Genomic DNA, 14,301 nt, shown 5'->3' with positions numbered 1-14,301 from the left:
TCACCCCTCGCAGCCGCTTTGCGGGCTGGTCTGGAGCATGGCGAAGAATTCGCGGCGGGTGGCCGCGTCGTCGCGGAAGGTGCCGAGCATGCGGCTGGTGGTCATCGTCACGCCGGGCTTGTGCACGCCGCGCGTGGTCATGCATTGGTGCGCCGCCTCGATTACCACCGCGACCCCGCGCGGCTCCAGCACCTCATTGATGACATTGGCGATCTGCGCCGTGAGCTTCTCCTGGATCTGCAGCCGCTTGCCATAGGCCTCGACGACGCGGGCGAGCTTGCTGATGCCGACCACGCGCCGGTCGGGCAGATAGCCGACATGGACGCGCCCGATGATCGGCGCCATGTGATGCTCGCACACACTTTCGAGGCGGATGTTACGGAGCAGCACGATCTCGTCATACCCCTCGACCTCCTCGAAGGTGCGGGCGAGTAGCGCAACCGGGTCGGTCGCGTAGCCGGCGAAGAATTCCTCATAGGCGCGCACGACGCGCGACGGCGTGTCACGCAGCCCTTCGCGCCCGGGATCGTCGCCCGCCCAGCGCAGCAGCGTGCGCACCGCCGCCTCCGCCTGCCTGCGTGAAGGCCGGTCGGAGACCGGCTTGGCACGGAGTTTCGCTACGTTCGTTATGCTATCCACGCGCTGGTCATCCTCTTTTCCCAACGGCGCCGGCCCTCTTCGCGGCCAATGCCCCCATCGATGAGATATGGCGCCGGATGCGCAGGCCGCAAGCCGCTCACGAGTCAGCGCCCGCGCGCGCCGCCCCGCCCAGGCGCGAGAGGCTCGCGATCGTCGCCGCCACCGCCGCCCCCGTCGCCAAGACGAGGGCGAGCTTGGGGCCGCGGGCATGGGCGAAGGCAAAGCACAGCGCGACGAGGGCGGCGCCGGTGGTCTGGCCGAGCAGGCGTGCGGTCGCCAGCATGCCGCTCGCGCCGCCGCTCCGCTCGCGCGGCGCCGCGGTCAGCATCGCGCGATTGTTCGGTGAGTTGAAAAATCCGAAGCCAAGGCCGCACAGCGCCATCGGCGCGATGATCGCGGGCAGGGCGGGGTGGCTCGGCAGCAGGGTAAGCAAAGCGAGTCCGACGGTCATGCCGGCGAGGCCGATCCCCCCGAGTAGGCCGGCCGGGTAGCGGTCGGCGAGGCGGCCGGCGAACGGCGCGATCACCGCGACCGCGACCGGCCACGGCGTCATCAAAAGCCCGGTATGGGCATCGCTCAGATGAAAGCCGTTTTCAAACAGAAACGGCAACGAGACGAAAGCGAGGCTCTGGGCGGCGAAGGTGGTGATCGAGGTCGCAACCGAAAGCCCGAACAGTGGGATCCGCAGGAGATCGACGGGGAGAAGCGGCGCGGTCTCGGAAAGCTGGCGGGCGATCAGCACGGCGCCACAAACGACCGCGCCGAGCAATTCCCCGGCAATGACGAGACGCCCCTGGCCGTGCGCCGCGCCGTCGATCCCGACAATCAGCAAACCAAACGTCAGCGCGTTCAGCGCGGCGCTGGCGACATCAAATTTCTGTGCCGAGCGTGGCGTCGCCGGCAACGTGCGCAGCGCGATGATCAGCGCGAGGACACCGAGCGGCACATTGATCGCGAATAGCCATTGCCAGTGCGCGATGGAAAGAATGCCGGCGGCGACGGTGGGGCCAAGCGCCGCCGAGACCGAGGCGACCATGGAATTGAGCCCGAGCCCTTGGCCCATCAGTCGGCGCGGATAGATGAAACGCACCAGCGCCCCGTTCACGCTCATGATCCCGGCGGCGCCGAACCCCTGCAGGACGCGGGCCAGCGTCAATGCCGGCAGCGTTCGCGACAGCGCGCAGGCGGCGGAGGCGACGATGAACACCGAAAGCCCGGCCCAATAGACCCGCCGATAGCCATGCCGCTCCCCGAGCGCAGAGAGCGGCAGCAGCGAGATGGTGACCGCGAGCTGATAGGCGTTCACCACCCAGACGGCGGCAGCGGGGGCGGCATGCACGTCTCGCGCGATGGCCGGTAGCGCGACATTGGCGATGGCGCCATCGAGCACCGCGAGGGTCAAGCCGAGCCAGATCGTCAGCGCGCCCCAAAAACGCTGGGGCTGCTCCAAGCCGTCGGCCATCTCCATCGTCCCGCGAAACTCCCGCCGCTGGTGTCCCAGCGCGCGATCGGCGACGCCGGTCAAGACTGGGTATCAGCTCCATCCGCCATCGACCACCCAATTCTGTGCCGAGCACAGCCGGCTGTCATCGGCGGCGAGCCAGAGCGCCATGCGCGCGATATCGGCGGGATAGACTTTTTCCTTGAGGCACTGTTTTTCCATCAGGCCGCGCTCGGCCTCTGGCGTCAGCCACAGCGTCATCTGCCGTTCGGTCATGATCCAGCCGGGGATGATGCAATTGACGCGGATTTTATGCGGACCGAGATCGCGGGCGAGACCGCGTGTCAGCCCCTCGACGCCGGCCTTGGCCGCGACATAGGCGGGCATGCCGCCCTGGCCGAGATGCCAGCTCGCCGAGCCGATATTGACGATCGAGCCGCCGCCGGCGGCGATCATCATCGGCGCGATCGCTTGGGCCGCGAAAAATTGGTGGCGGATATTGATCGCAAGGCGATTATCCCAGTATTCCGGGGTTACTTCCTCGATGGTGTGGCGCTGGTCATTGGCCGCCGAATTGATCAGCACGGTGATCGGGCCGAGTTCCGCTGCGAGTGCGGCGATCGCCGCTTTGAGGGCGGCGGTGTCGGTCACATCGCAATGGCGATAGAGCGGTTTCGGCTGCCCCTTGCCGGCGATCTCGCTCGCCAGCGCCTGAGCCTCCTGATCGAGGAGGTCAACGAAGCCGACCCGTGCCCTCTGTTCGGCGAAATGCGTAACAAAGGCGGCGCCGATCCCGGTCGCGCCGCCGCTGATGAAGACGGCCTTGTCCTTGAGGCTGGGATAGAGCGCGAAGCGATTGGTCATGGCGTTTCCTCTTTAGATCGTGAAAATTCTCAGACCCCGTCTGCGATGATCACCCGGCTTTTGGCGGCGCGTTCGCGGATCCGGCGCGCCTCGGCGTAATCCGGGCCGTCGTAAAACGCCCGCGCCGCGGCGGCGTTCGGGAATTCGAGGATGACGAGCCGCCCGGCTGGCGCCGCCCCCTCGAGCGCGACGGTTTCGCCGCCACGCACCAGATAGCGCCCGCCGCCGGCGGCGATCGCGGCGGCGGCGAGCGGCTTGTAGCGCTCATAAAGCGTGGGATCGGTAACCTCGATCTCGGCGATGAGATAGGCCGGCATGGTCAGTCTCCCCGTTTGCGAGCAACGAACGCGCCGAGGCGCTGGCGCGGCTCGGGCCCCTCGAAGGCTTGCGCGAAGGCGTCGATCCCGGCCATGATCGCGGCATCGAGCGGCAGATTTTCCCAGCGTTGAAACAACGCTTTTTGCAGCCGGAGGGCCTCGCGCCCGGCCGCGAACACCGCGGTTATCGCCTCCGCGACGGCCGATTCGAGGGACTCCGGCGCCACCACCCGTGACAGCAAGCCCCAGCGCTCTGCTTCCTCGGCGGTAAAAACCTCGCCGAGCAGCATCATCGCGCGTGCCCGGCCATCGCCGATGAGGCGCGCAAGCAGCGCCGCCTCGATGACCGAGGGAATTCCGACCTTGACCTCCGGCATGCCAAAGCGGGCGGTGCTTGCCGCGATGCGGAGATCGCAGGCGGCGGCGATTTCGAGGCCAGCGCCGAGCGCATAGCCCGCGATACGCGCGATCACCGGCACCGGGAGAGCGCGCAGACCCGCGCAGACCTCATGCAGCGCGGTGATGAAGCGCCGGGCGCTCGCCGGATCGAGCGCCGCCATCTCGGCGATGTCGGCGCCGCCGATGAAGGCTTTGTCGCCGCCGCCACGCAGCACGACGCAGCGCAGTTCCGGCCGCCCGGCGAGATCATCACAAAGCGCCCGCAAATCAAGCATCGCCGCCTCGCCGATGACATTGAGCTTGCCCGGCCGATCGATGGTGATTTCGGCGATCAATTCCTCTCCCCGCCAGTCCTCCGCGAGGCGCACCATGGCGGCGCTCATTCGACGATCGCCTGATAGACCAGATCCTTGATCTCCCGACGATACCAGGCCCGGCTTGGCCCCGGCGCCTGGATCATCATCACCACCGCCAGTTGCTCGGCGGGATCGACCCAGAAGAAGGTGCCGGCATAGCCCGCCCACATGAATTCGCCGACCGAGCCCGGAACCCCGGCCAGCCCCGGGGTCATGCGCACCATGAAGCCGAGGCCGAAGCTGTAACCAGGGACGCCGAGCAGCATCTCGCCCGGCGAAATGCTTAGCCGGATGGTCGGGCCGAGCTGATCTGCGGTCATCAGCGCGACCGTCGTCGGGCTCAGGATGACGTGCTCGTCGAGCCGGCCGCCTTCCTCCAGCATTTCGGCAAAGCGCAAATAATCCATCGCCGTGCCGACGCCGCCGGCGCCCGCCGAATCCTCGGCCGGTGGCGAGCGCACATCGATCAGCCGGTTGGGCGCGCCGGTTGCGGGATCGGTCGGCAGCGGCTCGGCGATCCGGTCCTGTTTTTCGGCCGGCACGGAAAACCCGCTATCGACCATGCCGAGCGGGCGGAACAGGCGCTTGGCGACGAAATCGGCGAGGCGCTGGCCGGAGATTTTTTCGACGACGCGGCCGAGAAGATCGACCGCGAGGCTATATTCCCACACCGTCCCCGGCTGATAGGCAAGCGGTGCGGCGGCGAGAGCGTGGACGAAATCGTCGGGCGCGAGATCGGTGACGTTGTAGTCGAAATCGGGTTTGCTGAGACGGCTTTTGATATAAGCGTCGCGCACCAGCGGGTTGGTGGTGATCTCGCCATAAGCGAGGCCGGCCGTGTGGCGCAAAAGATCCTGGATGGTCGGTCCGCGGGTCGCCGCGACCAGCGTATAGGCGCGCTGGCCGAGCCCGTTGGTCGCCGGCACGCTTACCTGCAAGACGCTGAATTCGGGGAGGTATTTGGCGACGGGGTCGGTGAGTTGGAGCTTTCCCTCTTCGACCAGCGTCATCGCCGCGACCGAAACCAGCGGCTTGGTCATGGAATAGAGGCGGAAGATGGTCTCGGGCGTCATGATCCGCCCATGCGCCTTGTCGGCCATGCCGAAGGCTTCGCGATAGACGAGATGGCCGCCGCGCGCGATCATGATCACCGCGCCGGGGATGCGTCCGGCGGCGATTTCGGCGTTGAACACCTGGCCGATGCGGGCTAGCCGCTCGCTCGACATGCCTTCTTCTTCCGGCGCCGCGGGATCGAGCGCTGCCGCCTGCGCCCAACGCGCCGGCGGGCTCGCGAACAGCGCCAACGCGGCGAGGATGGGAATGACTTTGCGCATGGTTTCCTCCGCTTTCCCGCCGCCATTGTTCCGCCGGCGGGGGCCTGCGGTCAATCATCACGTCAACCGCTCAACCCACCCATCCGCAGCAACAGCCGCGCGTGAGCGGTGGCGACGGGCATCACCGAAAGCCGTGACTGGCGGATCAGCGCGAAATCGGCGAGCAGTGGCTCGGCCTTGATCGCGGCGAGGCTTACCGGGCGCGGCAAGGGAGCCACGGCGCGGACATCGACCGCGACCCAGTCGCCGCTCTCGGCCGTCGGGTCGGGGTAGGCGGCGCGCACCACCTCAACGAGGCCGACGATCTCGCGGCCGGTATTGGAGTGATAGAAAAACGCGAAGTCACCGACTTGCATCGCTTTGAGGTTATTCTTGGCGGCGTGATTGCGCACCCCGGTCCAGGGCTCGGTGCCGTTTTTCACCTGATCGGCCCAACTGAAGGCGTCGGGCTCGGATTTCACCAGCCAGGCGGGCAGAACCCCCGTGTTCATGCGATCGCGTCGCTCATGCGATCATCTGGCCGTCGCGGAAAACCATGCGATAGGGCCGGATCAGCGCGCTTTCGAACAAGCCCGCCTTGGCGTAAGGATCGCCGGCGGCGAAGGCTTCGGCCTCGGCGCGGTCGGCAGCATCGACGATGAGCAGGCTGCCGCAGGGCTCGCCGGCGGCGTTGAGCACGGGGCCGGCCTGGATCAGCCGGTGGGCGTGGGCTTTGAGATAGTCGAGATGGACCGGCCGGGTTGCTTGACGCAGATCAAGGCTCGCCGGCCGATCGGTGCAGATAATGGCGAACAACATGAATCTCTCCCGAGAGCGTGATTTGCAGTCGAGCATAGAGGCAACGCCGGCCGGCTTCAAACCTGGAGGCGGAGCGGCTATGCTGAGTGCCGTGGAGGTTTTCTCATCGACCGTCCCGCCGCCGGGTGCGCGCGGGCTGCATCGTTTTGCCAATCCCGGGCGCTTTTTGCGCCTCGCCGGGCGGGTGTTGCCGTGGGCGAGCGTGCTCGGTCTCGCGCTTGCCGCGATCGGGCTTTACTGGGGGCTTTTCATCGCCCCGGCCGATTGGCAGCAGGGGGACGCGGTCAGGATCATGTATGTCCATGTGCCGGCGGCCTGGCTCGCCTCGGCGGGCTATATGGCGCTGGCTGGCGCTTCCGCCGCGTCTTTGGTGTGGCGCCATCCGCTCGCCGATCTTGCCGCCGTCGAGATCGCGCCGGTCGGCGCCGGCTTCACCGCCATCTGTCTCATCACCGGCAGCCTCTGGGGCAAGCCGATGTGGGGCGCCTATTGGGTCTGGGATGCGCGGCTGACCTCGGTTCTGGTGCTGTTTTTCCTCTATCTCGGCCATATCGCGCTGACCCGCGCCTTCGACAGCCCCGAGCGCGGCTATCGCGCCGGCGCGATCCTGGCGCTGGTTGGCGTCGTCAATCTGCCGATCATCAAATTCAGCGTCGATTGGTGGAACACGCTGCATCAACCGGCGAGCATCACGCTCACCGGGGCGCCGACGATGTATGTGGGCATGCTTTGGCCGCTCTTGTTCACCGCGCTCGGCGCCTCGTTCATTTTCGCGGCCCTGGTACTGGCGCGGCTTTCGGCGGCGGTGATGGAGCGGCGCATCCGTGCCCTTCTCGCCGCCCGTGCGGAGGGGGCATGACCCATCTCGCCTACATCGTGCCGGCTTATGGCGCCGCGCTCGCGATCCCGGTCTGGCTCGGGGGCGAGGCTTGGCTGCGGCTGCGCCGGGCGCGGGCGCGGCTTGCGGCGCTCGAGGGAGGGCGGCGGCGATGAAACGCAAGCATCGCCGGCTCGCGATCATGCTTGCGTGCGGCCTTGGCCTTGGTTCGGCGGCGGCACTGACCTTGTTCGCTTTCCGCGATAATTTGGTGTTTTTCGTAACCCCCTCCGATCTCGCGAGCCGCGGCCATGCCGGCGAGACGCTTCGCCTCGGCGGTCTCGTCGCCGCCGGCAGCGTCCAGCACACGACCATCGACGGCGAGCCTGCGGTGCGGTTTCGCGTGACCGACGGGCGAACTTCGGTGAATGTCTCTTACATCGGTGTGCTGCCGGATCTGTTTCGCGAGGGCCAGGGGGTGGTGACGCTGGGGACGCTCGCGCCAGATGGCAATTTCATCGCCTCAGAGGTGCTCGCCAAGCATGACGAGACCTATATGCCAAAGGACGTGGTCGAGGCGCTGAAGAAAAGCGGCCATTGGCAACCCGAAGCCGGCCCGCCGCCGCCGGCGGCGACCTGGAACACCTTGCCCGCAACCAAGAACGGCGGATGAAAGGGCGAAGATGATTCCCGAACTCGGCCATTTCGCGCTGGCGCTCGCGGTGATACTGGCGGGGGCGCAGGCGGTCTTGCCGCTGATCGGCGCGGCGCGGCGGGACGCGGCGCTGATGGCCGCGGCGCCGGCGCTCGCGCTCGGCCAGATGATGGCGCTCGCGATCGCTTTCGCGGCTCTCCTCTGGTCGAGCCTGGTCTCCGATTTCTCGGTCTACAACATCGCCGAAAACAGCCAGAGCACGAAGCCGCTACTCTATAAGATCACTGGCATCTGGGGCGACCATGAGGGCTCGATCCTGCTCTGGTGCTTCATTCTCGCGCTCTGCGGCGCCGCCGTCGGGGTGTTCGGGCGCGCTTTGCCGGCGGCGACGCGGGCGCGGGTGATCGGCGTTCTCGGGGCGACATCGGTCGGGTTCGTGCTGTTTTCACTCACCGTCAGCAATCCCTTCGTGCGGCTCTGGCCGCCGCCCTGGGAAGGGCAGGGGATGAACCCGCTGCTCGAGGATCCCGGCCTCGCCTTTCATCCGCCGATCCTTTATGCCGGCTATGTCGGGTTTTCGATCCCCTTCGCCTTCGCGCTTGCCGCCCTGATCGAGGGCCGCGTCGATGCCGCCTGGGGGCGCTGGGTCAGGCCCTGGGCGCTGGCTGCTTGGGCGTTCCTCACCGGCGGCATCGCGCTCGGCTCCTGGTGGTCCTATTATGTGCTCGGCTGGGGCGGGTATTGGTTTTGGGATCCGGTGGAGAATGCTTCGCTGCTACCCTGGCTTGCCGGCACCGCGCTGGTGCATTCCGCGATCGTCGTCGAAAAGCGCGACGCCCTGAAAATCTGGACGGTTTTGCTCGCGATCGGGACCTTTTCGCTGAGCCTTTGCGGCACGTTCCTGGTGCGCTCGGGGATCCTCAACTCCGTTCACGCCTTCGCCAATGATCCGGCGCGCGGGGTCTTCATCCTGGCGCTGCTCGCCCTTGTCATCGGCACGGCGCTCGGGCTGTTTGCGTGGCGGGCGCCGCGGCTGCTGCCGACCGGGATTTTCGCGCCGCTGTCGCGCGAAGGCGCGCTCGTCCTCAACAATATCCTGCTGTGTGCGATCGCCACGGTGGTGTTCACCGGCACCACCTATCCCTTGTTCGCGCAATTGCTCGCTGGTGCGCAAATCAGCGTCGGCGCGCCGTTTTTCAACGCCGCCGTGTTGCCGCTCGCGATCCCGCTTTTTACCGTGATGGTGATCGGGCCGATGCTGTCGTGGAAACGCGCAGCACTCGGCCCGGCGCTGATCCGGCTCTGGTGGGTGGCTCTCGCGGCGCTTGCGGTCGGCGCGTTCGCGCGTTTTCGGATGGCGGTTTTCCCGGCGCTTGGCTTCGCCGCCAGCGCGTGGCTGATCCTCGGCGCCTTTGTCGACATCGTCGAGCGGATACGCCTGTTCCGCGTGCGGCTCGCGGTGAGTCTCGCCCGGCTCGGCGGCATTCCGCTCGCCGCCTGGGGCGGCGCGGTCGCCCATGCCGGGATGGGGCTGACCGTTGCCGGCATTGCCGGCATGGCGATCGCCGAGCACCGGATCATTGCCATTCCCGTCGGCGAGACCGTCGAACTCGGCGGCTATCAATGGACACTCGCCGATCTCCACGATGTGCCGGGGCCGAATTACCGCGCTCGCGTCGCCGATATCCGTGTGATGCGCGATGGCCGCGTGATCGCGATGATGAGCCCCGGCCGGCGGAGCTATCCGCTCCAGCGCACCACCACCACCGAGACCGCGATCCGCACCAATCTGTTCCGCGATCTCTACGCTGTGCTCGGGGAGGAGCGTGACGGCAAGGCGGTGCTGCGCCTTCATGTCAATTATCTCGCGCCCTGGATCTGGCTCGGCGCCCTGGTGATGGCGGCGGGCGGCGGGCTTTCGCTCGCTGATCGACGCTTGCGGATCGGCGCGCCGCTTCGCCGCATGTCGGCGCGGGCAGTCTCGGCATGAGCGGCGCGCGGCCGGCGCGCGGCACGTCGAGGGGGCTTTCGCGCCGTGCCCTGGTCGGCATTCCCCTTGCCGTCGCCGCGGCCGCCGGAGGCGGGTTCTATGCCCTGCTCCGGCGCATGGAGGCCGGCCGTTACGATCCCCACGCGGTCGATAACCCGCTGGTCGGCCATGCCATTCCCGAATTCGCCGCGCTGCCCGCGCAAGCGCCGGCGAGCATCGGCTTCGGCAGCGCCGATCTGCGCGCCGCCCTGCAAGCCGGGGGACGGCCGCTCCTCCTCAATTTCTTCGCCTCCTGGTGTGTCCCGTGCCGGATCGAGCATCCGCAATTGATGGCGATGGCCGCCGCCGGGGTTCCAATCTGGGGCATCGCCTATAAAGACCAAGCGGCGGATGCGGCGAAACTTCTCGGCGAGGATGGGAACCCCTATGCGCGGCTCGCGCGCGACGAAAGCGGCCGGGTATCGATCGATTGGGGGCTTTATGGCGTGCCGGAGACTTTTCTGATCGATCGCGCTGGGATCGTGCGCGGCCATTGGGCCGGCCCGCTCGCGCCCGAGACGGTGCGCGACGAGGTTTCCCCCCTGCTCCGGACCTACGCATGATCAGAGTATGGATTTTGCTAGTTTTTTTGGCGCTGCCGCTCGCTTCGGCGCTGGCGATCAGCGACCCCGCCGAGATGCTGCCCGATCCCAAGCAGGAGGCGCGGGCGGAGGCGATCGGGCGGCAATTGCGCTGTCTCGTCTGCCAGAACGAGAGCATCGAGGATAGCGGCGCTGATCTCGCCCGCGATCTCCGCCACATCGTTCGCCAGCATGTCGCGGCTGGGGAGAGCGACAAGAAAATCATCGCCTGGATGGTCGCGCGTTACGGCGATTTCGTGCGCCTGCGCCCGCCTTTCGAGCCGCTGACCTGGCTGCTCTGGGCCTCGCCAGCGCTGGCGCTTATCGGCGGCGCGGTCATCTCCGCGTTTGCGATGCGCGAGCGGCGCCCGCCGCCGGCGCCGCTTTCGGCGGCGGAACAGCGCAAGCTCAAGGATCTGTTGAAATCGTGATCTGGCTTTTGTTCGTGCTCGCTGCCGGGCTCTGCCTGTTCCCGCTCGCGCTTTTGCTCGGGCGCCGGCATTATCGGCTGCGTGGGCGGCGTGAGGCAGCACTCGCGCTTTATCGCGCCCAGCTCGCCGAACTCGCGCGCGAGCGCGCGGACGGGCGCATCGGCGCCGAGGAATACGCCGCCGCCGAGATCGAGGTGCAGCGCCGTTTGCTCGCCGCTGGCGCCGAGCAGGAAAGCGGTGCCGAAGGCGCGCAGCGCCGCCCGCTGCTGATCACGCTCGTGCTCATTCCGCTCGCAGCCCTCGCGCTTTACTGGCCCGGCGGCATGCCGTTCCTGCCGGCGGCGCCGCTCGCGCCGCGGCGTGCCGAGGCGGCCAAGGAAGAGGCTCTCATCGCCGCTCTCCGCGCCCGGCTCGCCAGTATGGACCCGGCCTCGCCGCGCGCGCGCCAGGGCTATATCCTGCTCGGAAACGCCGAAAATTCCCGCGGCAACCCGGCCGCCGCCGCCGAAGCCTGGCAGCGCGCGCTCGCCGCCGGCTTCGAGGCGACGCTTGCCGCCGAAACCGCCGAGGCGATGACCGAGGCCGCCGGTCGGGTGACGCCGGAAGCCGCCGACCTCTTTCGCCAGGCCCTCGCCGCCGCCCCCGCCGATGCTCCGTGGCGCGACGCGGTGCAGCAGCGGCTGAGCCTTGCCACACCCTGAGCGAGATCAAGGCGGGTGAGGTCCAGCCGTGCTTTCACGCGGTTTCACCGAAAACGGAGAAAGCCGATGGAAGTTTTTGATCTCAACGGCCGCAAAGGGCTGATCGCCGGCATCGCCAACGAGCACAGCCTTGCCTATGCGGCGGCGCGGCGGCTGCGGAGCGCCGGCGCCGACCTCGCCATCACCTATCTCAACGACAAGGCGAAACCCTTCGTCGAGCCGTTGGCGCGCGATCTCGCGGCGCCGATTTTTCTCCCCTGTGACGTCGCCGCGCCGGGCCAGCTCGACGCCGTGTTCGACGCCATCCGGGCGCAATGGGGGCGGCTCGACTTCCTGTTTCACGCCATCGCCTTCGCGCCGAAAGCGGATTTGCAGGGAAGGCTCACCGATTGCTCGGCCGAGGGCTTTGCGCAGGCGATGCTGATTTCCTGCCATTCGCTGATCCGCATGTGCCACCTTGCCGAACCCCTGATGGATGAAGGCGGCAGCGTGATCACGTTAAGCTATTATGGCGCCGAGAAGGTCGTCGACCATTACAACGTGATGGGGCCGGTGAAAGCGGCACTCGAATCCGCCGTTCGCTATCTCGCGCATGAGCTGGGCGGCAAGCGCATCCGCGTCAACGCCATTTCGGCCGGGGCGGTGAAAACCCGCGCCGCTTCCGGCATCGCCCATTTCGATGACCTGCTCGACGAAAGCGCCAAGGCGGCGCCGCTCCACCGCCTGATCGAGCCGGACGATGTCGGCCGCATGGCGCTTGCGCTGATGAGCGAGTATGGCGCCGGCGTCACCGGCGAGGTTCTCTATGTCGACGCCGGCATGCATATCGAGGGCATGGTCCTGCGCTGACCGCCCGCCTTTGCCGGTGGACCTCTTGCGGCGAAGCCGCTATGCGAGGACGAAGTGCGCGAGGGATCGGGAGAAAAATGCGGATTTTGCTGTCCGGGGGGTGCGGCTTCATTGGCTCGGCGGTGGTGCGCCATACGCTCGCCACCACCGGCCACGAGGTCGTGACGGTCGATAAGATGACGTATGCCGCGTCCGAAGCGGCGCTCGAGGGCGCGCGCTCTGACCCACGCCACACCCTGATCCGCGCCGATATCACGGATGCCGCGGCGATGCGGGCGATTTTCGCGGAATATCGGCCGGACGCGGTCATGCATCTCGCCGCAGAAAGCCACGTCGACCGCTCGATCGACGGGCCGGCGGCGTTCATTGCAACCAACGTCACCGGCACTTTCGTGCTTCTGGAAGCGGCGCGAGACTATTGGGCGAGCCTTGCGGCGCCCGCCAAGGCGCGGTTTCGCTTCCACCATGTCTCGACCGACGAGGTGTTCGGCGCCCTCGGCCCCGCCGATCCGCCGTTTCGCGAAACCACGCCCTATGACCCGAGGAGCCCCTATTCGGCATCGAAAGCGGCGTCCGACCATCTCGTGCGGGCGTGGTTTCACACCTACGGTCTCCCGACCCTGGTCAGCAACACCACCAATAATTACGGACCCTGGCAGTTTCCCGAAAAGCTCATCCCGCTGGTGACGCTGAACGCCCTCGCCGGCAAGCCGCTCCCGGTCTATGGCGACGGCTCGAACACGCGGGACTGGCTCTATGTCGAGGATCACGCCGAGGCGCTGCTCGCCGTTCTCGAACGCGGCACGCCGGGCGCGACCTATGCCATCGGCGCCCGCCAGCCGCGCTCCAATCTCGAGGTCGTGCGCGCGATTTGCGCCGTGCTCGACGAAGTGGCGCCCGATCCGGCGGGGCCACATGCGCGCCTGATCACCTTCGTCGACGACCGCCCGGGCCATGATTTCCGCTATGAAATCGACCCGAGCCATGCCGAAGCGGCGCTTTCGTGGCGGGCGCGGCATAATTTCGCGGCGGGCCTGCGCCGCACCGTGCAATGGTATCTCGATCATCGCCCGTGGTGGGAGGAGATCCAGGCGCGGCGCTATGGCGGCGAGCGGCTCGGCATCACCGGCGCAAGGGATGGGGCATGAAAGGCATTCTTCTCGCGGGCGGCTCGGGGACGCGGCTTTCGCCGATGACGCTCGCAGCCTCCAAGCAATTGCTGCCGGTCTATGACAAGCCGATGATTTATTATCCGCTTTCGACCCTGATGCTCGCCGGCATCCGCGATATTCTGGTGATTTCGACGCCGGCTGACCTGCCGCAATTCCGCCGCCTGCTCGGCGATGGCGAGCGGCTCGGCCTGCGCATCGCCTATGCCGAGCAGCCGCGTCCGGAGGGGATCGCGCAGGCTTTTCTCATCGGCCATGACTGGATCGCGGGCTCGCCGTGCGCGCTCGCGCTCGGCGACAACCTGATCTTTGCGGACCATCTCTCCGATCTTCTCCGGCGGGCGAGCGCGCGCACCCAGGGGGCGACGGTGTTCGCCTATCGCGTCCGCGATCCCGAACGCTATGGCGTCGTTTCCTTCGACGCGGCCGGCCGCGCTATCGATATCGTCGAAAAACCGGCGGCGCCGCAATCGAACTGGGCGGTTACCGGGCTTTATTTCTACGATGCCCGGGTGAGCGATTTCGCGACCCGCATCCGCCCCTCGGCGCGCGGTGAGTTGGAGATCACCGATCTCAACCGGCTCTATCTCGAAGATGGCTCGCTCGAGGTCGAGCGGCTCGGGCGCGGCTGCGCCTGGCTCGACGCTGGCACCCCCGATAGCCTGCTGCAGGCCGCAACCTTCGTGCAGACCATCCAGTCGCGCCAGGGGATGCTGGTTGGCTGCCCCGAGGAGGTCGCCTTCCGGCTCGGCCATATCGATGCCGACGCGCTGCGCCAGCATGCGAGAGGCCTCGGTAAAACCGAACTCGGTCAAGTCCTGGCAGAGCTCGCCGATGGGCATCAGGCTTAAAAGAAAGGCAAGAAATGTTCTTTTTTGAAAAAAAGAACCAAAAAACTTTTATCCCATCTCGGGTGGTGGC

At 67.2% G+C, this 14,301-nt stretch carries 18 protein-coding genes; 10 read left to right on the top strand and 8 right to left on the bottom strand.

Annotation, left to right across the window (positions count from 1 at the left end; translation table 11 throughout):
• From folE to ACP5M5_RS04470, 8 genes are all read right to left on the bottom strand, one after another.
• On the bottom strand, nt 1–639 hold the full coding sequence (gene folE / locus ACP5M5_RS04505; protein ID WP_427935806.1) for a GTP cyclohydrolase I FolE: 639 nt from the start codon (nt 637–639) through the stop codon (nt 1–3).
• Between the two features lie 97 nt (nt 640–736).
• The gene (locus ACP5M5_RS04500; protein WP_427935804.1) at nt 737–2,164 is read right to left on the bottom strand and encodes an MFS transporter; all 1,428 of its coding nucleotides are present in this window, start codon (nt 2,162–2,164) and stop codon (nt 737–739) included.
• 9 nt (nt 2,165–2,173) lie between these two features.
• Nucleotides 2,174–2,944, bottom strand: coding sequence for an SDR family NAD(P)-dependent oxidoreductase (locus tag ACP5M5_RS04495; protein WP_427935802.1), 771 nt, complete (start codon nt 2,942–2,944; stop codon nt 2,174–2,176).
• A gap of 29 nt (nt 2,945–2,973) precedes the next feature.
• The gene (locus tag ACP5M5_RS04490) at nt 2,974–3,261 is read right to left on the bottom strand and encodes a DUF1330 domain-containing protein (RefSeq protein ID WP_427935800.1); all 288 of its coding nucleotides are present in this window, start codon (nt 3,259–3,261) and stop codon (nt 2,974–2,976) included.
• 2 nt (nt 3,262–3,263) lie between these two features.
• On the bottom strand, nt 3,264–4,031 hold the full coding sequence (locus ACP5M5_RS04485; RefSeq protein ID WP_427935798.1) for an enoyl-CoA hydratase: 768 nt from the start codon (nt 4,029–4,031) through the stop codon (nt 3,264–3,266).
• A gap of 8 nt (nt 4,032–4,039) precedes the next feature.
• The gene (locus ACP5M5_RS04480) at nt 4,040–5,350 is read right to left on the bottom strand and encodes a serine hydrolase domain-containing protein (RefSeq protein ID WP_427935796.1); all 1,311 of its coding nucleotides are present in this window, start codon (nt 5,348–5,350) and stop codon (nt 4,040–4,042) included.
• Nucleotides 5,351–5,412: 62 nt separating this feature from the next.
• Entirely contained in the window at nt 5,413–5,826 is a 414-nt protein-coding gene (locus tag ACP5M5_RS04475; protein ID WP_427935810.1) for an EVE domain-containing protein, read from the bottom strand.
• Nucleotides 5,827–5,854: 28 nt separating this feature from the next.
• Nucleotides 5,855–6,148, bottom strand: coding sequence for a YciI family protein (locus ACP5M5_RS04470; RefSeq protein WP_427935794.1), 294 nt, complete (start codon nt 6,146–6,148; stop codon nt 5,855–5,857).
• Nucleotides 6,149–6,227: 79 nt separating this feature from the next.
• On the opposite strand from ACP5M5_RS04470, the gene ACP5M5_RS04465 reads away from it, so the two are divergent.
• From ACP5M5_RS04465 to rfbA, 10 genes are all read left to right on the top strand, one after another.
• Nucleotides 6,228–7,007 carry a heme ABC transporter permease gene (locus ACP5M5_RS04465; RefSeq protein ID WP_427935792.1) on the top strand — a complete coding sequence of 260 codons (780 nt, stop codon included), beginning with the start codon at nt 6,228–6,230 and terminating at the stop codon, nt 7,005–7,007.
• Nucleotides 7,004–7,141, top strand: a complete 138-nt coding sequence (ccmD, locus tag ACP5M5_RS04460; protein ID WP_427935790.1) for a heme exporter protein CcmD — start codon at nt 7,004–7,006, stop codon at nt 7,139–7,141. The genes ACP5M5_RS04465 and ccmD overlap by 4 nt, the downstream gene beginning before the upstream one ends.
• Nucleotides 7,138–7,638 (top strand): cytochrome c maturation protein CcmE, encoded by a 501-nt coding sequence (gene ccmE / locus ACP5M5_RS04455; RefSeq protein WP_427935788.1) that lies wholly within the window; start codon nt 7,138–7,140, stop codon nt 7,636–7,638. The genes ccmD and ccmE overlap by 4 nt, the downstream gene beginning before the upstream one ends.
• A gap of 10 nt (nt 7,639–7,648) precedes the next feature.
• Nucleotides 7,649–9,610 (top strand): heme lyase CcmF/NrfE family subunit, encoded by a 1,962-nt coding sequence (locus tag ACP5M5_RS04450; protein WP_427935786.1) that lies wholly within the window; start codon nt 7,649–7,651, stop codon nt 9,608–9,610.
• Complete coding sequence (locus ACP5M5_RS04445; RefSeq protein WP_427935784.1) at nt 9,607–10,212, top strand: DsbE family thiol:disulfide interchange protein; 606 nt, start codon at nt 9,607–9,609, stop codon at nt 10,210–10,212. Before ACP5M5_RS04450 ends, ACP5M5_RS04445 begins: the two co-directional genes overlap by 4 nt.
• Nucleotides 10,209–10,661 carry a cytochrome c-type biogenesis protein gene (locus ACP5M5_RS04440; RefSeq protein ID WP_427935782.1) on the top strand — a complete coding sequence of 151 codons (453 nt, stop codon included), beginning with the start codon at nt 10,209–10,211 and terminating at the stop codon, nt 10,659–10,661. The genes ACP5M5_RS04445 and ACP5M5_RS04440 overlap by 4 nt, the downstream gene beginning before the upstream one ends.
• Complete coding sequence (gene ccmI / locus ACP5M5_RS04435) at nt 10,658–11,362, top strand: c-type cytochrome biogenesis protein CcmI (RefSeq protein WP_427935780.1); 705 nt, start codon at nt 10,658–10,660, stop codon at nt 11,360–11,362. Before ACP5M5_RS04440 ends, ccmI begins: the two co-directional genes overlap by 4 nt.
• Before the next feature lie 66 nt (nt 11,363–11,428).
• Nucleotides 11,429–12,211 (top strand): enoyl-ACP reductase FabI, encoded by a 783-nt coding sequence (gene fabI, locus ACP5M5_RS04430; RefSeq protein ID WP_427935779.1) that lies wholly within the window; start codon nt 11,429–11,431, stop codon nt 12,209–12,211.
• Between the two features lie 77 nt (nt 12,212–12,288).
• The gene (gene rfbB / locus ACP5M5_RS04425; RefSeq protein ID WP_427935778.1) at nt 12,289–13,359 is read left to right on the top strand and encodes a dTDP-glucose 4,6-dehydratase; all 1,071 of its coding nucleotides are present in this window, start codon (nt 12,289–12,291) and stop codon (nt 13,357–13,359) included.
• Nucleotides 13,356–14,231, top strand: a complete 876-nt coding sequence (rfbA, locus tag ACP5M5_RS04420) for a glucose-1-phosphate thymidylyltransferase RfbA (RefSeq protein ID WP_427935777.1) — start codon at nt 13,356–13,358, stop codon at nt 14,229–14,231. Before rfbB ends, rfbA begins: the two co-directional genes overlap by 4 nt.
• The last annotated feature ends 70 nt before the right edge of the window (nt 14,232–14,301 follow it).

Source organism: Acidibrevibacterium sp. (assembly GCF_049965395.1).
GTDB lineage: Bacteria > Pseudomonadota > Alphaproteobacteria > Acetobacterales > Acetobacteraceae > Acidibrevibacterium > Acidibrevibacterium fodinaquatile.
Note: the sequence above shows the minus strand (reverse complement) of the source record. Positions and strands in the feature narration are given on the sequence as shown.